This window comes from Bradyrhizobium sp. 157 (genome assembly GCF_023073815.1).
Lineage (GTDB): Bacteria > Pseudomonadota > Alphaproteobacteria > Rhizobiales > Xanthobacteraceae > Bradyrhizobium.
This window is the reverse complement of the sequence record NZ_JADPKF010000060.1, coordinates 67351-91514: the sequence shown is the minus strand read 5'-3', so window position 1 is coordinate 91514 and position 24164 is coordinate 67351. Positions and strand designations below refer to the sequence as shown.

The following is a 24164-nucleotide window of genomic DNA, read 5'->3' as shown; positions in this document are numbered from 1 at the left end:
CCCGTATCATAAGAATATGCAGTTTGGAGACCGTCGGCGTTTCGAGGCTGACAGAGAACAGATGCTCTGCGAAGGCTTGCTTAGAGCAAAGTAAATTCCACCATTGCGGAACGTCGCCCGCGTTCCTATCTCCCGGTTCCCACCCCTCCCCGCCTCGACCCGGCCACAGCGCCGCTTCGACGCTGGCTACATTCCGTTTCAGACTGCCATGCTCGCGCAACCTCCCATCATATCCGTCTCCAATCTCTCAAAGACCTACGGCTCCGGCTTCAAGGCGCTGAACAACATCAATCTGGATATCAAACGTGGCGAGATTTTCGCGCTGCTCGGGCCGAACGGCGCGGGCAAGACCACGCTGATCAGTATCATCTGCGGCATCGCCAACATAAGCGAGGGCAGCGTCACCGTCGGCGGGCACGACATCAACAAGGATTATCGTGCGGCGCGTTCGCTGATCGGACTGGTGCCGCAGGAACTGCACACCGACTCCTTCGAAACCGTATGGGCGACCGTCAGTTTCAGCCGCGGCCTGTTCGGCAAGCCGAAGAACCCGGCACACATCGAAAAGGTGCTGAAGGACCTGTCGCTGTGGGACAAGAAGGATTCCAAGATCATCACGCTATCCGGCGGTATGAAGCGCCGCGTGATGATCGCAAAAGCGCTGTCGCACGAGCCGCAGATTCTGTTCCTGGACGAGCCAACCGCGGGCGTCGATGTCGAATTGCGCAAGGGGATGTGGGACGTGGTGCGCGGCCTGCAAGCTTCCGGCGTCACCATCATCCTGACCACGCATTACATCCAGGAAGCCGAGGAGATGGCCGACCGCATCGGCGTCATCAACAAGGGCGAGATCATCCTGGTCGAGGACAAGGCCGGGCTGATGCAGAAGCTCGGCAAGAAGCAATTGACGCTGCATCTGCAGCAGAAGATCGACGCCATTCCGCCCGCCCTCGCACCTTACAAACTTCACCTGTCCGAGGATGGCCGGCTGCTGACCTATGATTACGATACCAAGGGCGAGCGCACCGGGATCACCAGCCTGCTGAGCGACCTCCGCAATGCCGGCATCCACATCTCCGACCTCGATACCACCCAGTCTTCGCTGGAAGACATCTTCGTCAGCCTGGTGAGGGCGCCATGAATTACCGAGCGATCCGCGCCATCTATCTGTTCGAAATGGCCCGCACCTGGCGCACGCTGCTGCAGAGCATCGTTTCGCCGGTGGTTTCCACCTCGCTTTATTTCGTGGTGTTCGGCGCCGCGATCGGCTCGCGCATCACCGAGGTCGAGGGCGTCAGCTACGGCACTTTCATCGTGCCGGGCCTCGTCATGCTGTCGGTGCTGACCCAGAGCATCGCCAACGCCTCGTTCGGAATTTATTTTCCGAAATTCGTCGGCACCATCTACGAGATATTGTCGGCGCCGGTCTCCTATATCGAGATCGTGATCGGCTATGTCGGCGCGGCCGCGACCAAATCCATCATCCTTGGCCTGATCATCATGGCGACCGCTGCGCTGTTCGTGCCGCTGCACATCCATCACCCCTGGTGGATGCTGACCTTCCTGGTACTGACGGCGGTGACGTTCAGCCTGTTCGGCTTCATCATCGGCATCTGGGCCGACGGGTTCGAGAAGCTGCAAATGATCCCGATGCTGATCGTGACGCCGCTGACCTTCCTCGGCGGCAGCTTCTACTCGGTCAACATGCTGCCGTCGGGCTGGCGCACCATCACACTGCTCAATCCGGTCGTATACCTGATCTCGGGCTTCCGCTGGAGCTTTTACGAGATCGCCGACGTCAGCGTGGGATTGAGCCTCGGCATGACGCTCGGCTTCCTCGCCATCTGCATGGTGCTGGTGTGGTGGATATTCAGGACCGGGTACCGGCTGAAGAATTGACAGGAATCTGTAGCCCGGATGGAGCCAACGGGTCGCGCGAATGCGCGCCCGATGACAGGCTCCGCGCAATCCGGGACACTCTGTTCGATCATTCACAGCGTTCCCGGATTTCGCTTCGCTCCATCCGGGCTACGGCTCCTTCTCCACTCGCGAAAATGTCAGCACTTTGCCGCCGATTGCGCCGTCCTGCCGCCTTGTTTGCGCCGTGGGACGCGTTAACGATTGCGGACGCAGGCCACTGGAACCAGTGCCGGTTTCCGGGCATATTGGATGCCGGGGACGGAGAGCCGGCGCTTCATACAGGGGCCTGGAGGCCAAAGGTAAAATGCGTTCCTTCCTCATTGCCGTCACCGCCCTGACGCTGCTCGCCTCGGGCACCGCCCAAGCCAAGGTCGCCATAACCATCGATAAGGACAACCAGCAGATGACCGTCGCCGTCGACGGCGTCGAACGTTACCGCTGGCCGGTGTCGTCGGGTCTTCCCTCCTACGAGACGCCGAACGGCAGCTTCCGCGCCTTCCGGATGGAAGAGGACCATTATTCCAAGGAATTCGACGACGCGCCGATGCCACATTCGATCTTTTTCACCAAGATCGGCCATGCCATCCACGGCACCGATTCCGTGAGCCGTCTCGGCAGCCCGGCCTCGCATGGCTGCGTACGGCTGTCGCGCGAGAATGCCGCGAAGCTGTGGGATCTGGTGAAGCAGGAAGGCGTGCTCAACACGACGGTGACGTTGACCGGCTCCTCCCAGGTCGCGCTGGCGCGCAATCCGCGGCAGCGCTCCAACACGGCCGTCGCGCGCCGCGCGCCGCTGCCGCAATATGAGCAGCAATACGACGCCGCCGGCGATCCCGTCGTGATCACGCCGCCGCAGCAGCGCGCGGCGCCCGTGGCGCGGGCCGACGACGGCTATATCTATCCGGCCGACGGATCTTCCAACGAAGCGCGTTATCCCGCGCCCGGCCGCCGCGTCTACGACACCCAAGCCTATCAGCAGCAACAGCAATATTACGACAACCGCGGCTATGCGCCGGCGCCCCAAGGCTACTATCAGCCGCGGCCTTATTATCAGCAGCGCGGGCTGTTCAGTTATCAGTAGGCCGTGAGCTGACTCCGGCGGAGGCCGTCTCAACCGTCCGTCGCGCTCGCAAGCTGCCGGTCGCGTTGCGCGGTCAGCCGCGACTGTTGCCAAGCGTCGTGAGCAATCATCCCTGCCGCCATCGCGGCGACGAAGACGACGATCCCGGGCGACAGCGTCGCCAGATTTTCCAGCGCCGGTCCCGGGCATAACCCGATGAGGCTCCAGCCGATTCCAAACAGCCCGGCGCCTGCGACCAGCGGCAGGTCAATTCCCGATTTGCCCGGCCGAAAATATTCCGCGGCAAACCAAGGCCGCGCACCGCGGTCGGCCAGTCTGAAGCCGGGTATCGAAACAGCCAGCGCGGCGGCCATCACCACCGCGAGACTCGGATCCCACCCGCCGAAGATATCGAGGAAGCCAAGGACTTTGGTCGGCTGCACCATGCCTGATATCAGGAGGCCCGCGCCGAACATCAGGCCGCATAGCAAGGGAGCAATGATCCACATGGCCTGACCTCACAGTATGTGACGGGTGATCGCGACGGTGATAACCGCCGTAACCATGAAGACGATCGTGGCGGCGATCGAGCGCGGCGATAGCCGTCCTATGCCGCAAATGCCGTGACCGGAGGTGCAGCCGCCGCCGAGCCGGGTGCCGAAGCCGACCAGAAGTCCTGCTGCGATAATGACGGCCCAACTCGATGGCAGCTTGGGCTGCGCCATTCCGTAACCGATCAGGCCGGCGAGGATCGGCGCCAGAATGAGCCCGGCGATGAAAGCGATGCGCCAGCCCTTGTCCTCGCTGCGCAAATTCAACAGGCCGCTGAAGATGCCGCTGATGCCGGCGATCCGGCCGGTCGAGAGCATCAACAGCACGGCAGAGAGCCCGATCAGCACGCCGCCGATCGCCGCCGATACAGGAGTGAAGTTGGCCATCGTCGCTCCATCGATCCAGGGCAGACCATGATCATAGGCGCACCCTGCCCGGCTGCAACCCGCCTATTCCTCGCCCTTTCTGAGCCGCCGCCATACCGCGCCCAGCACGTTGGAGTAATCGTCGGTCCAGACCCGCTGGTCGTCTTCGGCTTCCGTCAGTGCCCATTGCTCCGACGACGCCAGCTTGCCGACGTCGGTCTCTTCGCGCGCCGAAACCACGACCGTGGTCGAGAAGATGTATTCGTTGTCGCGGCTGGAATCCTCGCTGTAGACCCAACTCTTCAGGTCGTTGGCGTCGGCGATGCCGACGACTACGCTCGACAGCTCCAGATGGCGGTTGGAGACGTGCATCACCACGGCGCCCTGCGGCGCCAGCTTGGACTTATAGATTTCCATCGCCTCTTCGGTCGCCAGATGAACCGGGATCGCATCCGACGAATAGGCGTCGACGATGATCAGGTCATAGACGCCGTCGGGCTCGCGCGCGAAGGTGAGCCGCGCATCACCGATCACCGGCTGCATGTTCGGTTCGCAGACCTGAATATAGGTAAAATATTTCGGGTCGCGCGCGGTATCGACCATGGTCTGGTCGATCTCGAAGAATTTCCAGTCCTCGCCGGGCTCCGAGGCACAGGCCAGCGTGCCGGAGCCGAGCCCGATCACGGCCACGCGCAGTGGCGCGCCCTTGCGTTCCCGGATCGCGGTGATCGCCTGACCGATGCCGCCGTCTTTGTGATAGTAGGTGATCGGCTCCGGCTGGCCGGTGACGGGCGTGCCGTCGTCGTTCTTGAATTTCTCGGCGCCATGTATCGTGGTGCCGTGCATCAGCACGTGATACTGGCCGTTCGGCGTCACCACGATCTTGTGGACGCCGAAGAAGCTGCGCACGGTCTCCACCCGGCCGTCGTCGGAAGGATAGGCGCGCAGCAATACCAGCGCCACCACGATGGTCGCAAAGATCTTCCAGCGGCTGGCGTTGAGCGCCAGCGCCAGCAGCGCCGCCAGCACCCCTACTGCGCCGATCACCCAGACGCGATGATCTTCGAACCAGTTGAACACTTTTCCGGTGGACCAGGCCGGCGCTATCAACGCCACCGCCAGCACCGCAAGGAACGGCCAGTACCATGCGCTCCAGCGCGGCAGGCGTTCGCCGCCGGTCGGCCTGCATAGCGCCGCGAGCGCCAGCAGGATCGGGTACTCCGCAACCCATGAGAAGGTGAACGGCGCGATCAGGCCGGCAAAGAGGCCGCCGACCATGCCGCCGAACGACAGCGCAACATAGAAGCCGGTGAGATATTTCGCCGCCGGGCGCGTACGCGCCAGTTCGCCGTGGCAAGCCATCGCAATCACGAAGAAGCAGAACTGGTGTCCGCCGAGCGTCAGGAGCAGATTCTGCTCGCCGCCGAACGCGAGCAGCACCACGACGCCGGCGATCGCCAGCGGCTGGGCCAGCAACATCCATTTGTGCGGCAGCAGCGGGCGCGACTGGAATACGAGCACCCAGGTCAGGAGATAGAGCGACAACGGCAGCACCCACAGCAAGGGCGCTGCGGCGACGTCGGTGGAAATATGGGCAGTGACTGCGATCAGCAGCCCCGACGGCACGGCCGCGAGGAATATCCAGCGCGCGCGCAGCATCCACGACGGCGCGAGCGCGTCGGTATCGTCGGCGGGCATGTTCAGTTCAGCCGCACCGGCTGGCGAGCGCAGCAACAACACGCCGCAGGTCGCGATCAGCGCGATCAAGAGGCCATAGCCGCCGGTCCAGATCAGGTTCTGCATGCGCAGCGTGAACATCGGCTCCAGCAGCACCGGATAGGACAACAGCGCCAGGAAACTGCCGACGTTCGAGGAAGCGTAGAGGAAGTACGGATCGGGACCGTTGGGGTGGCCGGTGCGGACGAACCAGGCCTGCAGCAGCGGGTTGTTGGCCGCGAGCGCGAAGAACGGCAGCCCGATCGACACCGCAAACAGGCCGAGCAACCAGAGCGCATAGCCTGAATTCGGCGGATCGCCCCACCCGCTTGCGATCGACAGCGGCAGCGTCAGCATTGCAACTGCGAGCAGCACGAGATGAATCGTCACGGGCATCGTGCGACTGCGCGCCTGCATCAGAAAATGCGCATAGGCATAGCCGCCGAGCAGCAGCGATTGGAAGAACACCATCGCCACCGACCAAACCGCCGGCGAGCCGCCGAGCCGCGGCAGCACCATCTTGGTGAACAGGGGTTGCACTGAAAACAGCAACAGCGCACTGACGAAGATCGCAGCGGTATAGACGACCAGCACCAGCCGGTTTCGCGAGGCAGACGGCTCAGAAATCATGAAAGCTCCGGCTTGAACCCGGCGGGAGCCGGCGGCGAGCAATCCGGCAGGTTGTGCCGGAAGCGCAGATAGGAGCATATGGCAACATGACGGGCAATGCGGGATAAGATGTCGTTCCGGGGTGATGCGAAGCATCGAACTATGGGGCGCCCTGGCGCACCTGGGAACCTCGAGATTCCGGGTCTTGTCCTTACAGTCCGGAATGACGAGCCCACATAATCAAACCTTCTTGAAGCGGACATGAACGAAACCGAAATCGTCATCATCGGTGCGGGGCATAACGGCCTCACTTGCGCGGCCTATCTCGCGATGGCCGGCTTGCGCGTGAAAGTGGTCGAGCGCCGCAAGGCGGTCGGTGGCGCCGCGGTGACCGAGGAATTCCATCCTGGTTTCCGCAATTCGGTGGCCGCCTATACCGTCAGCCTGCTCAATCCGCAGATCATCGCCGACCTGAAGCTCGCCGAACACGGCCTGCGCGTCGTCGAGCGCCGCGCCCAGAATTTTCTGCCCGCCCCCGACGGCAGCTATCTCCTGACCGGCGAAGGCCGCACCCGGCAATCGGTGGCAAAGCTCAGCGAGCGCGATGCCGTCACTATCGACGCCTTCTCGCGCGAACTGGAAGCCATCGCAGACGTGCTCCGGCAATTCGTGCTGCGCGCGCCGCCGAATCTCGTCGAGGGTTTTGGGATCGGCGCGATCCGCGAGGCCTTCAACGCAGTCGGCACGGCCGGCATCCTGCGCAAACTTTCGCTCGAGCAGCAGCGCAGTCTGCTCGACCTGTTCACGCGCTCGGCCGGCGAGATGCTGGACGAGCGTTTCGAGAGCGACCTGGTGAAGGCGCTGTTCGGTTTTGACGCCATCGTCGGCAATTACGCCAGCCCCTACGCCGCCGGCTCCGCCTATGTGATGCTGCACCACGCATTCGGCGAGGTGAACGGCAAGAAGGGCGTATGGGGTCACGCGATCGGCGGCATGGGCGCGATCACGCAAGCCATGGCGCGCGCGGCGCGCGGGCATGGCGCCGAGATCGAAACGGACGCCGGCGTGCGCGAGGTGATCGTCGAGGGCGGGCGCGCCGCAGGCGTCATCCTCGACAATGGCGAGACCATCCGCGCGAAATATGTCGTCTCCGGCGTCAATCCGAAATTGCTGTATACGCGGCTCGTGCCGTCGGGCGCGCTTACGCCGGAATTCCGCGAACGCATCGGACGCTGGCGCAACGCCTCCGGCACTTTCCGGATGAATGTCGCGCTGAACGCGCTACCTTCCTTCTCCGCATTGGCCGGCGGCGGAGATCATCTCACCGCCGGCATCATCCTTGCGCCGAGCCTCGGTTACATGGACCGCGCCTGGCAGGACGCGCGAGAGCACGGCTGGAGCCGTGAGCCGGTGGTGGAAATGCTGATTCCCTCGACGCTCGACGATTCCCTCGCACCGGAGGGCCGGCACGTCGCGAGCCTGTTCTGCCAGCACGTCGCGCCGGAATTGCCGGATGGGAAGTCATGGGACGATCACCGCGAGGAAGTCGCCGACCTTATGATCGCGACAGTGGATAAGTTCGCGCCGGGCTTTGCGGGCAGCGTGATCGGCCGCCAGGTGCTGTCGCCGCTCGATCTCGAGCGGCAGTTCGGCCTGCTCGGCGGCGACATCTTTCACGGCGCACTGACGCTCAACCAATTGTTCTCGGCGCGGCCGATGCTGGGCCATGCCGATTATCGCGGACCGCTGAAGGGCCTCTACCATTGCGGCTCGGGCGCGCATCCCGGCGGCGGCGTCACCGGCGCGCCCGGCCACAACGCCGCGAAGGTGATCCTGGGCGATCACCGCGCCCTGTTCGGATAGGCAGAACGCAGTGGACAATGTGGGTAAAGCCGGTGGGCAACGGCGGGAGAAGCCTGTGGATTGCTTGTTGATAACCCGCAGCAACGGCTGTGGAAGACGTCGGTATGCTCCCGTCGATAACGGTTGGCAACTTCCCCGCTCGGCTGTGGATAGGCGGTGGAAATTGCGTGCGCCAAATTCGGCAAAAAGAAGGGACCGGGCGCTTGGCGCGCCCAGTCCCGAAAATGCCCCCCGAATTGGGCGGCTACTTCAGCGAGGTGCTGATGTCTACGAAATTGGTGCTGAGCTTGGTGCCGAGACCGTTCACGGCGGTGATGATCGCAATCGCGATGCCTGCAGCGATCAGGCCATACTCGATGGCCGTGGCTCCCGATTCGTCCTTAAGGAATGACTTGATGATCGACATTGGCTGGTTCCGACCTGGGTTGGTGTTCATGGAACCGAGGTTCCCCCTGCAGTTCCTATCCAGGAACCTACGGAGATGAATCTAAGGGTACCCTAACGGCCGGCATGCAACTTTTCCGAGTAGTACGACATGAAATTTGCTCAAATTTGAATGAAACGCCCATTCGCTATTCGCACCCTCCCCGCTTTCTCCAGGTCCTTCAATGACTTCCCTCGGCCCCACACATCGCGTCCATTTTGCTGTCGGCGACGAGCACACAGCCAAGGGCGTCGTCGATGCCTTGACCGAAGTTTTTTTTGAAGGCCAGGCCGCAATCGCCGCGTTCGAACGGCCGGATGGCCGATGGGATGTCACGGTGCATTTTGGCGAGCCGCCCGATCAGCGACTGGTCCGCGAACTCGTGGCCAATGCGGCCGGCGCCGAAATCGCCGCGGGCATCGGCTTCGACACGATCGAGGCCAAGGATTGGGTCAAGGCCAGCCTTGAGGATCTCGTTCCCGTGCCCGCCGGGCGCTTCGTGGTCCACGGCCAGCATCACCGCGACAGGATCCCGCCCAACAAACTCGGCGTCGAGATCGAGGCGGCGCTGGCCTTCGGCACCGGCCATCACGGCACCACCCGCGGCTGCCTGCTGCTGCTCGATCATGTCCTGAAAGCCTGGCGGCCGCGGCGCGTGCTCGATCTCGGCACCGGCACCGGCGTGCTGGCGATTGCGGCGGCGAAAGCGCTGCACGAAAAGATACTGGCCAGCGATATCGATCCACCCTCGGTGCAGGTTGCCCGCGACAATGCGCGGCTGAACGTGTCGGGACATCTGGTGCGGGCGGTCCGCGCCACCGGCTTCTCGGCGCCGCAATTTGCCCAGGCCGCGCCGTTCGATCTGGTGCTGGCGAATATTTTGGCCAATCCGCTGCGGCAATTGGCAGGGCCGATGGCGCGGCACCTGGCGCCGTCGGCGCTGGTCATTCTCTCAGGGCTCCTGACGCATCAGGCACCCGCCGTCATCGCCGCCTATCGCGCCCGAGGGCTGGTTCCCGTGCGGCATCTGCGTATCGAAGGCTGGAGCAGCCTGTTGCTGCGCAAGGTGAACTGAAATTCTAATCGGCCGGTCTGTGCCGATTGCGGGCGATGACGCCCTTCTCTCGCTTCAACGACCGCTTGACGCGCGCTTCCGCGAACCGATCGAGGATCTGGACGATGACGCCGCGCTGCTTCTTGTTGGCGACGGGCGGCACGGGACCGCGACGTTCCGGCGGTGAAATCTTCTCAAACGTGAAAGCAGGCATGGTGTATCCCCTCTTCGTTGAGTTGAAACACTCCTGGAGCTCTCCCCCGGTATTTTTGAGCTGAACGGCTACACCGCAACCGCTCCGTCCGACTAGCGCGGACGGACATATTGGAGCACAGATTATGCCAAATTGTGGCCGATAGCTCCGGATTGCGGACCGCTCCACCCGACCCTAAAGTGACCAGGCGATGTTCGAAGCTCATTTCCAGACATTCGAAGAACCCGAAGGCGGCGTGGCACTGACCGCGCGGCTAGCCCGCTTCCGCGAGGAGTTGGCGCGGCGGAAGCTGACGGGATTCGTGGTTCCGCGCGCTGATCAGCAACAGAACGAATATGTCCCGGCCTCCGAAGAACGGCTGGCCTGGCTGACCGGCTTCACCGGTTCGGCCGGCATGGCAATCGTTCTGACGCGCGAGGCTGCGGTTTTCGTTGACGGCCGTTATACGCTGCAGGCCGCCAAGCAGGTCGATCGCAAGGCCTGGCAAATCGAGCCGCTGGCCGATCCGCCGCCGGAGCAATGGCTGACCAAGCACCTTGCGGCCGGCGACCGCCTCGGTTTTGACCCGTGGCTGCACACTTCGGCAGCAGCCGAGCGTCTGGCCGCCGCCTGCACCAAAGCGGGCGCGGAGCTGATCGCGGTCGAGAGCAATCCGCTGGACCAGGTGTGGACCGAGCGCCCGGCCCCGCCGCTCGGCCGCGTCGCCATTCACGGCGTGCAGTTTTCCGGCGAGATCGAAGCCGAAAAACTCAAGCGCATCCGGCTGGAGATCAACAAGCTGGGGGTGGACGCGCTGGTGCTGTCGGACAGCCACGCGGTGGCCTGGACCTTCAACATCCGTGGCGCCGACGTCTCGCACACGCCGCTGCCTTTGTCCTACGCGCTGGTGCCGAAGGACGGCCGCCCCACCATCTTCATTGACCATCGCAAGCTGTCCAACCTGACGCGCGACCACCTCGAACAATCCGCCGAAGTACGGGAGCCCGACGCGTTGGTGCCTGCTCTGACTGAGCTTGCGCGTAGCGGCGCCGCGATCGCGCTTGACAGCGCCACCGCGGCGGACGCGCTGAGCCGGCTGATCGCAGGCGCCGGCGGAAAACCGGTGCGCGGCAACGATCCGGTGGGCCTGTTGAAGGCGGTGAAGAACATCACCGAGATCGAGGGCACGCGGACCGCGCACCAGCGCGACGCGGTGGCGCTGGCGCGCTTCCTCGCCTGGATCGACCGCGAGGCGCCGTCGGGCGCGCTGACCGAGATCGACACCGTCGAGGCGCTGGAAACCTTTCGCCGCCAGACTTGCGCGCTGAAGGATGTCTCGTTTCCGACCATCGCCGGCACCGGGCCGAACGGCGCCATCGTGCATTACCGCGTCACCCGCAAGAGCAATCGGCGAATATCGCCCGGCGATCTTCTGCTGATCGATTCCGGCGCGCAATATGAAGACGGCACCACCGACGTCACCCGCACCATTGCAATCGGCAATCCAACCGACGAAATGCGAGATCGATTCACCCGCGTGCTGCGTGGACACATCGCGATTGCACGCGCGGTGTTTCCGGACGGCACCACCGGCGCGCAGATCGACTCCTTTGCCCGGCAATTTTTGTGGCAGGCCGGCCTCGATTTCGAGCACGGCACCGGCCACGGGGTCGGCAGCTATCTCTCGGTGCATGAAGGCCCGGCGCGCATCTCGAAACTCGGCACCACGCCCTTGAAGCGCGGCATGATCCTCTCCAACGAGCCTGGCTACTACAAGACCGACGCCTACGGCATCCGGATCGAGAACCTCGAACTCGTCATCGGCACCGACATCGCGGGCGCCGAGAAACCGGTGAACGCGTTCGAAACGCTGACACTGGCGCCGATCGACCGCCGCCTGATCGAGGTGAACATGCTGAGCGCGACGGAGCTGAAATGGCTCAACGACTACCACGAGCGCGTCAACCGCGCGGTGCGCCCGCATCTCGACGACAACCCCACGAAGCTGTGGCTGGATGAGGCGACGGCGGCGCTGTTGCCGCTTTGAGCACCAGATGCACAACTGTGGTCCCCCGCGAAGGCGGGGGACCCAGTACGCCGCAGCCTATCCGTTCATCACTGACGCCTCTGGAATACTGGGTCACCCGCTTTCGCGGGTGACGACGGAGAGTGTGCTGTACGAAATCGGCATGGCCGCATGCCGAAACAACCGTATTCGCCGTCAGCCGCCGCGCTACAGTCCAATCCAACCAACAGGATCTGAACTGAATGCACGGCGTCGTGGGCAAGCCGCCCGACGCGGCGGCGAATGCCGTCGCGACATCGAAAATCATGCTGCTGATGCTGGTCGCCATGACCGGCGTCGCGCCGATCTCGCTCTACATGCTGGTGCCGGCGCTTCCCGTGCTGGCGACGACGTTCGGTGGCGACATTTCCGTCGCGCAAATGACCGTGTCGCTCTACATGGTCGGCATCGCCTGCTCGCAGCTCATCATGGGGCCGCTGTCGGACAAGTTCGGACGCCGCCCGGTGCTGCTCGCGGGCCTTGCCTTGATGGTGGCGGCCAGCATCGGCTGCTCGCTGGCGCAGACGCTGCCGCAACTGATCGCCGCGCGCTTCCTGCAGGCGCTGGGCGGCGCCACCGGCATGGTGGTGAGCCGCGCCATCATCCGCGATCTCTACAGCCGCGACCGCATCAGCTCCATGATCAGCCTCGTCATCGCCGTCATGATGATGGCGCAGATGCTGAGCGCGCTGGTCGGCGGTCTCCTGGAGACCGCGTTCGGCTGGCGCGCGATCTTCTACTTCATCACGGCGGGTTCGCTCAGCGTCGCCGTGCTGATCGCACTTGCGCTGCCCGAGACGCGCCGCGAGCGGAGCCAGAGCAGCAGCTTTCGCGGCGATGTCGGCATCCTCATTCGCGACCGCGCCTTCATCGGCTATGTGCTGTGCCAGGTGCTGGCTTCCCAGATTATTTTCATGTTCGCCGGCGGCGGACCTTACATCGTGGTGACGCAGATGGGCCGAACCACGGCCGAATATGGCGCGTGGTTCGCGACGACGGGATTTGCGTATCTGATCGGCAATGTGTTCTGCGTCCGCTTCGCGCCGCGGCATTCGCTGGAGAAGCTGATCTGGTTCGGGCTCGCCGTGCAATTCGGCGGCGCTCTCTTGAACCTGATCTTCAGCATTGCTGGGACCAACCAGGCGCCGCTCTGGCTGTTCGGCACCCAGATGATCGTGATGGTCGCCAATGCCTTCGTTATGAACAACGCCGCGGCCGGCGCTATCAGCGCGCGCCCCGAAGCCGCCGGCACCGCCTCCGGCGCGATGGGTTTCCTGCAGCAGGGCATCGGCGCGCTGGTCTCGCAATTCGGCGCCTATCTCGGCGGCCACTTCACCACCACGCTGCCGCTGACGGCGGCGATCTTAGCGCTGTCCGTCGCGTGTGCCTCGGCGATGTTCTTCCTCGTGCCGCGGCGAAACGTGGCGGTGAGCGAGGAACTGGTGAAGAAGGCGGAGGAGGAAGACTCGCGGATGTTATGAGCGTACGGGCGCAAAGCCAGCGCCTCACCCCCAACTGTCGACGCCCGCGAAGGCGGGCGATCCAGTACGCCGCGGCCTCTCGATCTGCCACAACTGTCTCTGGAATACTGGGTCACCCGCTGGAGCCTGTCATCGGGCGCGCATTCGCGCGACCCGTTGGCGGGTGACGACAGCGGAGTGTGTGGCGCGTCTCACTCCCCAATCAGCTTCAGCCACTCATCCTCGGTCAGCACCGGCACGCCGTGCTTCTTGGCGTCTGCGAGTTTTGAACCCGCACCCGGTCCCGCGACGACGTAATCCGTCTTCTTCGATACCGAACCCGCGGCTTTGGCGCCCAGCCGCTCGGCGGTGGCCTTGGCTTCGTCCCGCGTCATCTTTTCCAACGAGCCGGTGAATACCACGGTCTTGCCGGCGACGGCCGAATTGCTCTTCGGCTTTTCGGCGTCAATGATCTCGCTAAGCTCCTCAACCAGCCGCTCGACGATGCCGCAGTTGTGGCTTTCGCCGAAATAGGCGGCGACACTCTTGATCACGGTATCGCCAATCTGGTCGAGTGCATCCATCTCGGCGATGGCTTCCTCGTCGCCCCTGGCGACCTTGAGGCAGGCATCGTGGAAGGCATCCCATGAACCGTAGCCGCGCGCCAGCGCCAGCGCGGTTGTCTCGCCGACATGGCGCATGCCGAGGGCGTAGATGAAGCGCTCCAACGAAATGCGGCGGCGGTTCTCGATCGCGGCGAACAGGTTGCGCACTGAAGTTTCGCCATAGCCCTCGATCGCTTCGAGCTTCAGCTTGGCGTTGCGTTTCGGCAGCGTGAAGATATCAGCCGGCTCCCGCACCCAGCCCTGATCGAAGAAATACTGGAGCTGCTTCTCGCCGAGCCCGTCGATATCGAACGCCCGGCGCGACACGAACAGTTTCAGATGCTCGATCTTCTGGAACGGACAGGCGAACTCGCCAGTACAGCGGGCGCGCGAGCCTTCCTCGCCGGTTGCCGTCTCCTCGCGCACCACGTCGGTGTGCAGCGGGCACGGGCACTTCTTCGGGAAATGGAATTCCTTGGCGCCTCTCGGCCGCTTGTCGATGACGACATCGACCACCTGCGGGATCACATCGCCGGCGCGCTGGATCACGACGGTGTCGCCGAGCCTGATGTCGCGGCCCTCGCGCAGCACTTCGCCCTTGTTGCCGATGCCCTTGATGTAGTCCTCATTGTGCAGCGTGACGTTCTGCACAATCACGCCGCCGACTCCGACCGGCTCGAGCTTGCCGACCGGCGTGAACGAACCGGTGCGCCCGACCTGGATCTCGATGTCGCGCAGCACCGTCATGGCGCGCTCGGCGGGGAATTTGTGCGCAATCGCCCAGCGCGGCGTGCGCGAGACGAAACCGAGCCGTTCCTGCCAATCAATACGGTCGATCTTGTAGACGACGCCGTCGATGTCGTAGTCGAGCTCGCCGCGCTGCTCCTCGATTTCGTGATGGAACGCGATCAAGTGCTCGACGGAGTGGCAAAGTTTTGTCAGCGGATTGGTCTTGAAGCCGCATCGCTCGAACCAGTGGATCATGCCGGTTTGAGTCTTTTCGGGCATCGCGCTCATCTGGCCCCAGGAATAGGCGAAGAAGCCGAGCGGTCGCGAAGCGGTGATGGAGGGGTCCTTCTGACGCAGTGAGCCTGCAGCCGAATTGCGCGGGTTTGCAAAAATGGTGTCGCCCGCGGCCTTCTGCCGCTCGTTCAGCGCGAGGAAGGCCTTCTTGGTCATGTAGACCTCGCCGCGCACCTCGCAGATGTCGGGAACGTTACGCCCCTTCAGCTTCTGCGGCACGTCTTCCAGCGTGCGGATGTTGGCGGTGACGTCTTCGCCCGTAAAACCGTCGCCACGGGTGGCAGCGGTAACGAGTTCGCCGCCCTCGTAACGCAACGACATCGAGAGCCCGTCGATCTTCGGCTCGGCGGAAAAATCGATCTTGTCGTCGCTGAGCTTGAGAAAGCGCCCGATGCGGCCGACGAAGTCGAGCACGTCCTGCTCGGCGAAGGCGTTGTCCAGCGACAGCATCGGCAGCGCATGCCGGACTTTCTTAAAGCGACCCGATGGCGTCGCGCCGATCTTTTGCGAAGGCGATTCCGCTGTAACGAATTCGGGAAACCGCTTCTCGATCGCGTTGAGGCGCTGCCGCAGGGCGTCATATTCGGCATCGCTGATGCTGGGCGCATCTTCCTGATAATAGCGCTTGTCGTGCCCTTCGAGCTCAAGCGCCAACCGCATGTGCTCGACCTTGGCTTGGGCCTTGGTGAGCTTGGCGACTTCAACCAGCGCTTTCTTCGTTTTCACAGCCATGATCGCGGGCCACCGCTACGCCGTCGCCGCGCGCAGCAATCGCTCCGCCGCCGCCCGCGCCTCGGCGGTGATCTCCGCGCCCGCCAGCATGCGGGCGATTTCCTCGCGGCGGTGGTCGGCGGCGAGCGCGTTGACGCGGGTGGCGACGCGCTTGCCCTTGTCGAGCGCGTCCTTGGAAATCAAAAGATGCTGGCTGGCGCGCGCGGCGACCTGCGGCGCGTGCGTCACCGCCATCACCTGAACCTGGCCGGCGAGCCGCGAAAGCCGCGCGCCGATCGCATCCGCCACCGCGCCACCGACGCCGGTATCGATTTCGTCGAACACCAGCGTGGGCGCGGAGCCGCGATCGGACAACACCACTTTGAGCGCCAGCAGGAACCGCGACAGCTCGCCGCCGGACGCGACCTTCATCAGCGGTCCCGGCTTTGTCCCCGGATTGGTCTGGACCCAGAACTCGACGCGGTCGATGCCTTGCGGCCCCGGTGATTTCGCATCGGTGTCGACCTGCGTCATGAATTTCGCGCGCTCGAGCTTTAACGGCGCGAGTTCGGCATTGATGGCCTTATTGAGTTTTTCGGCGGATTTGCTGCGGGCCGCCGATAGCTTCGCCGCCGCCGCGCCGTAACGCTGGTCGGCCTCGGCAGCCGACGCTTCCAGCTTCTTCAGCCGATCGGCGCCGGCATCGATCAGCGCGACATCGGAGGCGAATTTGGCGGCGAGCGCCGCCAACCCGTCGACCGGCGTCGAATATTTGCGCGAGGCAGCGCGCAGCGCAAACAGCCGCTCCTCGATCCGCTCCAGCTCGGCCGGATCGAAATCGGCCGCGACCAGCGCGGCGCTGAGATGCTGGTCGGCCTCTTCCAGCGCGTTGATCGCGATGTCGATCGCCTTCACCGCCGGCTCGACCAGCGCCGGCGAATTGGCGGCGCGGCGCTCGAGGCGGCGCACGGCCGCCGCCAGCGCCGGCACCGGCGAGTTGTGGCCGCCGACCGCCTCCTGCGCCTCGCGCAGATCGCTGGCGATCTTCTCGCCCTGCATCATGGTGGTGCGGCGTTCGGCGAGCGCGGTCTCCTCGCCGTCCTTCGGTTTCAGCGCCTTGAGCTCGTCGGCGGCGTGGCGCAAATAATCCGCCTCGCGCGCGGCGCGTTCCATGCTGGCACGATGCTCATCGAGTACCTGGTTGGCGGTGCGCCGTGCCTCCCACAGCGTCTCCAGCGCGGCGACATCTTTCTCCAGCCCGGCAAAGGCATCGAGCAACTGCCGATGCGTCGAGGCGTCGACCAGCGCGCGCTCGTCATGCTGGCCGTGAATTTCGACCAGCGCCGCGCCGACCGCCTTCAGGGTCTGCACGCTGATCGACTGGTCGTTGATGAAGGCGCGGGTGCGGCCGTCGGCGAGCTGCACGCGGCGAAGAATCATTTCACCGGTGTCGTCGAGGCCGTTCTCGGAAAGGATCTTTGTCGCGGGGTGGCCCTTGGGGACGTCGAAGGTAGCCGTCACCTGGCCCTGCTCCGCACCATGGCGAACCAGGCCCGCATCACCGCGGCCGCCGAGCGCCAGCGCGAAAGCATCGAGCAGGATGGATTTGCCCGCGCCGGTTTCGCCGGTCAGCACCGCGAGGCCACGGGAGAATTCGATATCGAGCCGTTCGATCAGGACGATGTCACGGATCGACAGACGCGCCAGCATGCGAAGTCAATTCCTAGCCGAGACCCAACTTCTTGAAGGCCCTGGAGATGTAAGAACCCTTGTTCTCGCTCGGCTCGAGACCGCCCGACTTTACAAGATTATAAGCGTCCTTGTACCAGCGGCTGTCAGGAAAATTGTGCCCAAGTACGGCCGCCGCCGTCTGCGCCTCACCGACGATGCCGATCGCCATATACGCCTCGGTGAGCCGCGCCAGCGCTTCCTCGACATGCCGCGTGGTCTGGTAGCGGGTGACCACGGCCTTGAAGCGGTTGATAGCGGCGGTGTAGTCGCGCCGTTCCATGTAATAGCGGCCGACGTCCATTTCCTTGCCGGCGAGCTGGTCGCGCGCGCCTTCGAGCTTGGCCTTGGCGGAGTTGGCGTATTCCGAGGTCGGATATTTGCGAATCACCTCTTCCAGCGCCGCGATCGCCTTTTCGGTGCGGCCCTGGTCGCGAGAGATGTCCGGGATCTGGTCGTAATGCGAGGCCGCGATCAGATATTGCGCGTAAGCAGCATCCGGACTGCCGGGATGCAGCGTGACGTAACGCGTCGCGGCGCCGATGCAGCTATCGTAATCGCCGGCATTGTAAAAGGAGTAGGCCGACATCAGGAGCGATTTGCGCGCCCAGTCGGAATAAGGATGCTGACGGTCGACTTCCTCGAACTTCTTCGATGCCGCCTTCAGATCCTTGCGTTGGTTCATCAGGTACAAGCCCTCATTGTAGAGCTTGTCCGCCGGCTCCTCGTTGAAGGTGTCGTCCTTGGCGGTGAACTTGTCCCACAGCGCACCGGTGCCGCAGCCGCTCAAGGGAATGGCGAGCGCAATCAGGCCAGCCGCCAGCCGCAGCGACCGTGCGGCGCGAGCGAGGCTGGCGCGCCCGAGTGATTTGCCTGATTCGAGCGTCATACGCTGTGCCGACATGGAATCTGTGACCTGACGCCTTTGATGCGGTTGATGACTGAGCCTGCCCGTCCATGAACCGCGGTCATGGATGCGATATCCCCGTGCCCCAAATTCTCCGAGCCCAGCGCGTTTGGTGCCCAATTCTTCAAGACCCGTGGCGCAACCGCAGGCCTCTGTAGCCGAAAAAAGGTCTTCGACCAACCGAATACGCAGCCAATTCGCCCGGATTAAGGCGGCTGAACGGCGTCCTTACCAATTGTGGTTACTACGGAAAACGCGCATGTACGGCCCGAAAAGTCCGGCATTTCGGAAAGCCAACATCAACAGAATCCGCAAGCAAAGTCAGGAAACGTCGGGACCATAGGCTGGGGCGATCATGCCGCCCACCATGCCCGCGCCGGCCTCGACATGGGCGCGGGGACGGCGTGCCGGTTCGGCCTCGACCACCCGCCAGGCGCTGCGATCGGCCAACAGGGCGGTCAGCACGGCGTGGTTCAGCTTGTGGCCGCCACGTACCGAACGGTAGGCGCCGAGCAGCGGCAAACCAGCCAGGGTCAAATCACCGACCGCATCCAGCGCCTTGTGGCGGGCGCATTCGTCGCTAAAGCGCAGCCCTTCGGTGTTGAGCAGCCGGGTTTCGTCGAACACCACCGTATTCTCAAACGAGGCGCCACGCGCAAAACCGGCGCTCCAGAGCCGCGCGACGTTATTCATGAAGCCAAAAGTCCGGGCACGTGAAATCTCGCGACGGAAGCTTTCGGGGCTGAGATCGATGGAATATTTCTGGCGACCGATCATGGCGTTGTCGAAATCGATCTCGACCTCGACGCGGAATCCGTTGCCATGCGGGCGCAACTCGCCAAAGCTATCGCCGATCGCGACCTGCACCGGCTTCAGCACCTGAATGAAGCGGCGGGAGGCCGACTGGGTGACGATGCCGGCCTGATCGATGGCGGCAACGAAAGCCGCCGCGCTGCCGTCCATAATCGGTACTTCGGGACCGTCGACTTCGATGATGGCGTTGTCGACACCCATGCCGCGCAGGGCAGCAAGGACATGTTCGGCGGTGGAAACCAGCGGACCTTCGCGGTCGCCAAGAACGGTCGCAAGATCGGTGGCGGTTACGGAGGCGGCTACTGCGGGAACCTCGCGGTCGGCCTCATCCAGGCCGGTACGGACAAAAATAAAACCCGCATCCACAGGAGCAGGTCCAAGCGTCAGGCTGACAGGTAATCCGGAATGAACGCCAACGCCCGTTACGGTGGCTTGCGACCGAAGCGTGGTTTGCCGGCTGAATTTCATCGATAACTGCCCACTACCCGACTTAACCCAAAGACGGGAACCGCGCGCTAGCGCCGATTCGCGTTCTAGGCATCCCCAAGTCACGGCAGACCATAGTCATTGCCCCATAGCGCACAACTCACGCTTCTTTACGGATTGTTACCCTATCTCTGCCGCAATCGCGCCAAGGGTTAACCAAATTCCGGCACGGCCAGACGCTGTTCGAGCTTCGACATCTGATCACGAGATGAATAATTAATGATTTAAAATCAGTTGGTTGGCCGAGCCGCTGAACCTCGGCACCGGCCAAAGAGAAGGGCCCCGGCTGTTCTAGCCGGGGCCCTTTGGATCACCTCGATTGTAACAAAAGCTCAGTTGGCCTGGCGTCGGAGGAAGGCCGGGATATCAAGATGGTCGTCGCCCTGTGGCGCCGGTGCAACAGGTGCCGGGCGGCCGTGGGCGTCCAGACCCTGCGGCGCCGGGCGCTTTGCATACTCAGATACCGGCTCCTGATTCGCCATTTGCTGGGCGACGGTGCGCTGCGGCTTGCGTTCAGGCAGCGGCGCCATCGACGGGCCGGAGGCACGTGCTGCGATCGGCGGCTCGGTCTCTTCGTCGCGGCGGCCAAGGCCGACATTGGCGAGCCGCTGCAACAGCGACAGCCGCGTCTTCTGCGGGTGCTCCTCCTCAGGCTCGCCGCGGGCGTGCCGGATCTCGGCCTGGGCGGGCATCGGCAGGTCCTCGAACTTCGGCATCCGCGGCGCACGGGCCGGCGGACGTTCGGCCGCCTGCGGGATGAAGGTTTCGGGCGTCGCCGGCGCCTCCGGCTCGAGGCGGGCAGCCTCCTTGTGATCCGGGAACAGCGTCGGCTTCTGCGCGATCGGGCGAACCGTGACGTCGCCATAGGATGCCGGCTGGATCGAAGCCTGTTGCGGCGTCTCAACCGCCGCGGCGATCGCGGCGAGCGCTGCACGCTCGACATTATTGGACGAACGTTGCGCCGGCGCGGCGGCAGGTGCCGAAGCAACCACCTGCGGCGCAGCCGCCGGCTCGAGCTTCTGGGCGCGTTCGGCCAGGCGCGCATTGTCGGCGCGCAGGCGAGCGGTCAGTTCAGCCAGCCGGTTGTCCGGCGAAGACGTGGTGGCAGTGGCGGTGGTGGCAGACGTGGCGGCGACGGCGGGAGTGGCCGCGTTGCGCGCGATCTGCGACTGGTCGATGCCGGTGGCGACCACGGAAACGCGGATGATGCCGTCGAGCGATTCGTCGAAGGTGGCGCCGACGATGATGTTGGCGTCCTGGTCGACTTCCTCGCGAATCCGCGTCGCGGCTTCATCGACTTCGAACAAGGTGAGGTCCTTGCCACCGGTGATCGAGATCAACAGGCCGCGCGCACCCTTCATCGAGGAATCGTCGATCAGCGGGTTGGCAATCGCGGCTTCGGCCGCGGTCAGCGCGCGCTTCTCGCCGGTCGCCTCGCCGGTGCCCATCATCGCCTTGCCCATCTCGCGCATGACAGCGCGGACGTCGGCGAAGTCGAGATTGATCAGGCCTTCCTTCACCATCAGATCGGTGATGCAGGCGACGCCCGAATAGAGCACCTGGTCGGCCATCGCAAAGGCGTCGGCGAAGGTGGTCTTTTCGTTGGCGACCCGGAACAGGTTCTGGTTCGGGATGATCAGCAGCGTGTCCACCACCTTGTGCAGTTCGGCGATGCCGGACTCGGCGGTGCGCATGCGGCGCTGGCCTTCGAAATGGAAGGGCTTTGTGACGACACCGACGGTGAGGATGCCCATGTCGCGCGCGGTCTTGGCAATCACCGGAGCGGCGCCGGTGCCGGTGCCGCCGCCCATGCCGGCGGTGACGAACACCATGTTGGCGCCCGAGAGATGGTCGCGCAGCTCGTCGATCACTTCCTGCGCCGCCGCGGCGCCGATATCAGGTTGAGACCCCGCGCCGAGGCCCTGCGTCACCTGGGTGCCCATCTGCACGATGCGCTGGGCCTTCGACATGGTCAGCGCCTGCGCGTCGGTGTTGGCGACGACGAAATCGACCCCCTGCAACCCGGCAGTGATCATGTTGTTGACGGCATTGCCGCCTGCTCCACCGACGCCGAAGACGGTAATCCGCGGTTTTAGCTCGCTGATGTCAGGGGGGGTCAGATTGAGTGCCATGGTTGCCTCTCTTACGACGCGCGCGTTGGTTCGCCCCGGCCGGCGGCCGCGGGATTTGGTGAAAATCGTTTGGTCACAGGACCGGTCATCAGAAGCCCTCGCGAAGCCATCGTCCGACCTTGCCAAAATAGCCGTCTGTCCCTGTCTTGAGCTGCCGCGTATGCCGCGGTTCGACGTGTTCAAGATGAGCGTATTGCGGATAGACCAGAAGGCCGGTGGGAACCGCGAACGAAGCGCTCTTGGCCTCGTTAGGCAGCCGGCCGAAACCGAGCGGACGGCCGATCCGGACCGGCCGGTTGAGAATGCGCGTGGCGAGTTCGACGGTGCCGGTGAGCTGGGAGGCCCCGCCGCTCAATACAACCCGCGCCCTCGGCTCTGCCGCAAAGGGGGAATCCGCGAGCCGGTCACGGACCATTTCAAAAATCTCCTCGGCGCGATGCCGGACGATATTGGCAATCGTGGCGCGCGAGACGATCTGCGGAGCATCGTGTTCCTCGCCCGCAGTCGGTACAGACATCAGCTCGCGCGCGTCGGACCCGCCGGTCAGCACGGTGCCATATAACGTCTTGATTCGCTCGGCATCCGCAATGCATGCGCCGACGCCGCGTGCAAGATCCATCGTGACGTGCTGGCCGCCGAGCGCAAATCCGCTCGCGTGCACGAAGCGGCCGCCGGAATAAGTCGCAATCGTGGTCGATCCGGCCCCCATTTCGACCACGGCGGCGCCGAGATCGGCCTCGTCGTCGGTCAACACGGACAGGCCTGCGACATAAGGACTCGCCGCCATGGCCTCGACGTTGAGATGGCAGCGCTCGACCACCAGCATCAGGTTGCGCGCGACGGTGGCATCGGCCGTCACCACCTGCATGTCGACGCCGAACTGCCGCGCAACCATGCCGCGGGGGTCGCGGATGCCCTTGACGCCGTCCAGCGCGTAGCCAACGGGGAGCGCGTGCAGCACCGTGCGGCCTTCGCCGGTGGCATGACGCATACCGGTGGAGGTCACCCGGGTGACGTCATCAGAGGTGACCGAGCCGCCTCTGATATCGGCGGCCGCCTCGACAAGCTGCCCCTGCAGCCGGCCGCCGGAAACCGACAGCAATATTGATTCAACGCGGACCTTGGCCATGCGCTCGGCCAGCGCCACCGCCTGCCGCACCGCCTGCTCGCACTCGGCGAGATCGACCACGGCGCCGGCCTTGACGCCGCGCGACTGGATCTGGCTATAGCCGATCAGTTCGACCGCATGGGTGCGGCCGCGCAGCGCGTCGCTCGGTGGCGACGGCTTCAGCCGCGCGATCATGCAGGCGATCTTGCTGGTGCCGACGTCGAGCGAGGCCACCAGCGCAGTGCGCTTGTGGTCGACGGGACGTGTCTTCGGGGTCTGGTTGCGATCGAGGCCGGTCATGCTGAATCACCGGCCTTCTTCTTGGTCTTCTTGTCCTTGAACAGTTCTTCCCGGGCCTTGGCCGCGTCTTCCGACAATTGCACCGTCAGCCGGTCCGGCAGGCGCATGTCGACGGTGACGATGTCGCGCGAGAACAGCCGGTCTTCCTTGTCGAGCTTGCTCAACATCGCAAGCGCGTTGCCGACGTCGTTCTCCGGCAGGCGAATGTCGAGGCCGTCCTTTAGCCGCAAATTCCAGCGCCGTTCGCCGACCAGGATTGCGGCCTTGGTCACCGAGCGGACCTGCGGATAGCGGTCGAGCAGCGCGAGGAAATCACGGGCCCTGACATCGGCACCCTTGCCCACCACCAGCGGCAGCGTCGCGAAGCGGCGCGACACATAGGGCTCCAGCACCGCGCCGTCCTCGGAGATCACGGACAGCCGGCCGTCCTGCTGCCACAGCGCGAACGCCGTGCGCTCGACGATGTCGACCTGCAACTGACCGGGATAAAGCTTCAGGATGGTCGCGTCTGAAATCCACGGGTTGGCCTTGAGCCTGTCGCGCACGGTGGCGGCGTCGAGAAACAACAGCGAGGAGCGGCCGTTGACGCCGCCGATCGCGAGCACCTCGTCCTGGCTCAAGTGCTTGCGGCCATTGATCACGACCGTCGTGATGCGGAACCCGGCCGAATTGGCCAGCGTGTTCCGGGCGTTGCTGAGGGCCCCCGTGAATTCGTCGACGTGACCGCCCTTGACGATACCGAGGCCGGCGCTGCCGAGCAGTATCAGAACGGTCAAGGCAATGCCGGTACGGTTCGGCAGATAGCGTTCGACCAGAAGGACCAGGCGATTCGGCGGCTCGCGATCGATCGTGGGCTTCGCCGGGACGCGGGCGCGACGGCCCAGCCGCTCGCGCAGCAGCACGACCGCTCCAATAGCGGCTGCTTTCAGGTCAGCCTGGGGCCCCACCGATCTCAGCGACCGCGTGAGGCGTCCTGCACCATCCATTGCACGAGCCTGTCCAAGTGTTGTTCCCGCAAGCTTTTTTGCGAGTCCTGGCTCAGATGACGCCTCGGCCGTGTCGGACTTAAG

19 protein-coding genes are annotated in these 24164 nt (G+C 64.1%); 7 read left to right on the top strand and 12 right to left on the bottom strand.

Translation table 11 applies throughout. The annotated features are described in order from the left end of the window. Positions 1 to 208 precede the first annotated feature (208 nt). From IVA95_RS12840 to IVA95_RS12830, 3 genes are all read left to right on the top strand, one after another. Entirely contained in the window at positions 209 to 1141 is a 933-nt protein-coding gene (locus IVA95_RS12840; protein WP_247510811.1) for an ABC transporter ATP-binding protein, read from the top strand. Further along, the gene (locus IVA95_RS12835) at positions 1138 to 1899 is read left to right on the top strand and encodes an ABC transporter permease (protein ID WP_213248911.1); all 762 of its coding nucleotides are present in this window, start codon (positions 1138 to 1140) and stop codon (positions 1897 to 1899) included. The genes IVA95_RS12840 and IVA95_RS12835 overlap by 4 nt, the downstream gene beginning before the upstream one ends. Positions 1900 to 2224: 325 nt before the next feature. Then, positions 2225 to 3001, top strand: coding sequence for a L,D-transpeptidase (locus IVA95_RS12830; RefSeq protein WP_247510810.1), 777 nt, complete (start codon positions 2225 to 2227; stop codon positions 2999 to 3001). Positions 3002 to 3030: 29 nt separating this feature from the next. Here IVA95_RS12830 and IVA95_RS12825 read toward each other — a convergent pair whose 3' ends face one another. From IVA95_RS12825 to IVA95_RS12815, 3 genes are all read right to left on the bottom strand, one after another. Continuing rightward, positions 3031 to 3489: a DUF6691 family protein gene (locus tag IVA95_RS12825; protein WP_247510809.1), complete on the bottom strand. Its 459-nt coding sequence runs from the start codon at positions 3487 to 3489 to the stop codon at positions 3031 to 3033. A gap of 9 nt (positions 3490 to 3498) precedes the next feature. Continuing rightward, the gene (locus IVA95_RS12820; RefSeq protein WP_247510808.1) at positions 3499 to 3918 is read right to left on the bottom strand and encodes a YeeE/YedE family protein; all 420 of its coding nucleotides are present in this window, start codon (positions 3916 to 3918) and stop codon (positions 3499 to 3501) included. A 63-nt stretch (positions 3919 to 3981) separates the two neighbouring features. Further along, on the bottom strand, positions 3982 to 6243 hold the full coding sequence (locus IVA95_RS12815) for a fused MFS/spermidine synthase (RefSeq protein WP_247510807.1): 2262 nt from the start codon (positions 6241 to 6243) through the stop codon (positions 3982 to 3984). A gap of 240 nt (positions 6244 to 6483) precedes the next feature. Here IVA95_RS12815 and IVA95_RS12810 point away from each other — a divergent pair, with 240 nt between their 5' ends. Next, positions 6484 to 8085 (top strand): NAD(P)/FAD-dependent oxidoreductase, encoded by a 1602-nt coding sequence (locus tag IVA95_RS12810; RefSeq protein ID WP_247510806.1) that lies wholly within the window; start codon positions 6484 to 6486, stop codon positions 8083 to 8085. Positions 8086 to 8329: 244 nt separating this feature from the next. On the opposite strand, the gene IVA95_RS12805 is transcribed toward IVA95_RS12810, so the two are convergent. Beyond that, positions 8330 to 8491 carry a Flp family type IVb pilin gene (locus IVA95_RS12805; protein WP_213248923.1) on the bottom strand — a complete coding sequence of 54 codons (162 nt, stop codon included), beginning with the start codon at positions 8489 to 8491 and terminating at the stop codon, positions 8330 to 8332. A gap of 202 nt (positions 8492 to 8693) precedes the next feature. Here IVA95_RS12805 and IVA95_RS12800 point away from each other — a divergent pair, with 202 nt between their 5' ends. Further along, positions 8694 to 9584 (top strand): 50S ribosomal protein L11 methyltransferase, encoded by an 891-nt coding sequence (locus tag IVA95_RS12800; RefSeq protein ID WP_247510805.1) that lies wholly within the window; start codon positions 8694 to 8696, stop codon positions 9582 to 9584. A gap of 4 nt (positions 9585 to 9588) precedes the next feature. On the opposite strand, the gene IVA95_RS12795 is transcribed toward IVA95_RS12800, so the two are convergent. After that, the gene (locus tag IVA95_RS12795; RefSeq protein WP_247510804.1) at positions 9589 to 9777 is read right to left on the bottom strand and encodes a hypothetical protein; all 189 of its coding nucleotides are present in this window, start codon (positions 9775 to 9777) and stop codon (positions 9589 to 9591) included. A 190-nt stretch (positions 9778 to 9967) separates the two neighbouring features. Between IVA95_RS12795 and IVA95_RS12790 the strand changes: the two genes are divergently transcribed. Together IVA95_RS12790 and IVA95_RS12785 are read left to right on the top strand one after the other, a co-directional pair. Further along, positions 9968 to 11803 carry an aminopeptidase P family protein gene (locus IVA95_RS12790; protein ID WP_247510803.1) on the top strand — a complete coding sequence of 612 codons (1836 nt, stop codon included), beginning with the start codon at positions 9968 to 9970 and terminating at the stop codon, positions 11801 to 11803. Between the two features lie 221 nt (positions 11804 to 12024). Beyond that, a complete protein-coding gene (locus tag IVA95_RS12785; RefSeq protein ID WP_247510802.1) occupies positions 12025 to 13302 on the top strand; it encodes a multidrug effflux MFS transporter in 1278 nt (425 codons plus the stop codon). Positions 13303 to 13493: 191 nt separating this feature from the next. Here the strand turns inward: IVA95_RS12785 and ligA are convergent, their stop codons facing one another. The 7 genes from ligA to IVA95_RS12750 all read right to left on the bottom strand — a co-directional run bounded on the left by ligA (position 13494) and on the right by IVA95_RS12750 (position 24080). After that, on the bottom strand, positions 13494 to 15641 hold the full coding sequence (gene ligA / locus IVA95_RS12780; RefSeq protein WP_247510801.1) for an NAD-dependent DNA ligase LigA: 2148 nt from the start codon (positions 15639 to 15641) through the stop codon (positions 13494 to 13496). Positions 15642 to 15656: 15 nt separating this feature from the next. Further along, positions 15657 to 17330 (bottom strand): DNA repair protein RecN, encoded by a 1674-nt coding sequence (recN, locus tag IVA95_RS12775; protein ID WP_247510800.1) that lies wholly within the window; start codon positions 17328 to 17330, stop codon positions 15657 to 15659. 13 nt (positions 17331 to 17343) lie between these two features. Then, positions 17344 to 18252 carry an outer membrane protein assembly factor BamD gene (locus IVA95_RS12770; protein WP_247510799.1) on the bottom strand — a complete coding sequence of 303 codons (909 nt, stop codon included), beginning with the start codon at positions 18250 to 18252 and terminating at the stop codon, positions 17344 to 17346. A 324-nt stretch (positions 18253 to 18576) separates the two neighbouring features. Further along, positions 18577 to 19536 carry a UDP-3-O-acyl-N-acetylglucosamine deacetylase gene (gene lpxC / locus IVA95_RS12765; protein ID WP_247510798.1) on the bottom strand — a complete coding sequence of 320 codons (960 nt, stop codon included), beginning with the start codon at positions 19534 to 19536 and terminating at the stop codon, positions 18577 to 18579. Positions 19537 to 19886: 350 nt separating this feature from the next. Beyond that, on the bottom strand, positions 19887 to 21686 hold the full coding sequence (ftsZ, locus tag IVA95_RS12760; RefSeq protein ID WP_247510797.1) for a cell division protein FtsZ: 1800 nt from the start codon (positions 21684 to 21686) through the stop codon (positions 19887 to 19889). A gap of 88 nt (positions 21687 to 21774) precedes the next feature. After that, positions 21775 to 23094, bottom strand: a complete 1320-nt coding sequence (gene ftsA, locus IVA95_RS12755; protein ID WP_057847005.1) for a cell division protein FtsA — start codon at positions 23092 to 23094, stop codon at positions 21775 to 21777. Then, positions 23091 to 24080, bottom strand: a complete 990-nt coding sequence (locus IVA95_RS12750; protein WP_247510796.1) for a cell division protein FtsQ/DivIB — start codon at positions 24078 to 24080, stop codon at positions 23091 to 23093. The genes ftsA and IVA95_RS12750 overlap by 4 nt, the downstream gene beginning before the upstream one ends. Positions 24081 to 24164 lie beyond the last annotated feature (84 nt).

Coding starts and splice junctions, on each gene's coding strand:
- IVA95_RS12840 (WP_247510811.1), top strand. CDS start 209: ATGCTCGCGCAACCTCCCATCATATCCGTCTCCAATCTCTCAAAGACC.
- IVA95_RS12835 (WP_213248911.1), top strand. CDS start 1,138: ATGAATTACCGAGCGATCCGCGCCATCTATCTGTTCGAAATGGCCCGC.
- IVA95_RS12830 (WP_247510810.1), top strand. CDS start 2,225: ATGCGTTCCTTCCTCATTGCCGTCACCGCCCTGACGCTGCTCGCCTCG.
- IVA95_RS12825 (WP_247510809.1), bottom strand. CDS start 3,489: ATGTGGATCATTGCTCCCTTGCTATGCGGCCTGATGTTCGGCGCGGGC.
- IVA95_RS12820 (WP_247510808.1), bottom strand. CDS start 3,918: ATGGCCAACTTCACTCCTGTATCGGCGGCGATCGGCGGCGTGCTGATC.
- IVA95_RS12815 (WP_247510807.1), bottom strand. CDS start 6,243: ATGATTTCTGAGCCGTCTGCCTCGCGAAACCGGCTGGTGCTGGTCGTC.
- IVA95_RS12810 (WP_247510806.1), top strand. CDS start 6,484: ATGAACGAAACCGAAATCGTCATCATCGGTGCGGGGCATAACGGCCTC.
- IVA95_RS12805 (WP_213248923.1), bottom strand. CDS start 8,491: ATGTCGATCATCAAGTCATTCCTTAAGGACGAATCGGGAGCCACGGCC.
- IVA95_RS12800 (WP_247510805.1), top strand. CDS start 8,694: ATGACTTCCCTCGGCCCCACACATCGCGTCCATTTTGCTGTCGGCGAC.
- IVA95_RS12795 (WP_247510804.1), bottom strand. CDS start 9,777: ATGCCTGCTTTCACGTTTGAGAAGATTTCACCGCCGGAACGTCGCGGT.
- IVA95_RS12790 (WP_247510803.1), top strand. CDS start 9,968: ATGTTCGAAGCTCATTTCCAGACATTCGAAGAACCCGAAGGCGGCGTG.
- IVA95_RS12785 (WP_247510802.1), top strand. CDS start 12,025: ATGCACGGCGTCGTGGGCAAGCCGCCCGACGCGGCGGCGAATGCCGTC.
- ligA (WP_247510801.1), bottom strand. CDS start 15,641: ATGGCTGTGAAAACGAAGAAAGCGCTGGTTGAAGTCGCCAAGCTCACC.
- recN (WP_247510800.1), bottom strand. CDS start 17,330: ATGCTGGCGCGTCTGTCGATCCGTGACATCGTCCTGATCGAACGGCTC.
- IVA95_RS12770 (WP_247510799.1), bottom strand. CDS start 18,252: ATGTCGGCACAGCGTATGACGCTCGAATCAGGCAAATCACTCGGGCGC.
- lpxC (WP_247510798.1), bottom strand. CDS start 19,536: ATGAAATTCAGCCGGCAAACCACGCTTCGGTCGCAAGCCACCGTAACG.
- ftsZ (WP_247510797.1), bottom strand. CDS start 21,686: ATGGCACTCAATCTGACCCCCCCTGACATCAGCGAGCTAAAACCGCGG.
- ftsA (WP_057847005.1), bottom strand. CDS start 23,094: ATGACCGGCCTCGATCGCAACCAGACCCCGAAGACACGTCCCGTCGAC.
- IVA95_RS12750 (WP_247510796.1), bottom strand. CDS start 24,080: ATGGATGGTGCAGGACGCCTCACGCGGTCGCTGAGATCGGTGGGGCCC.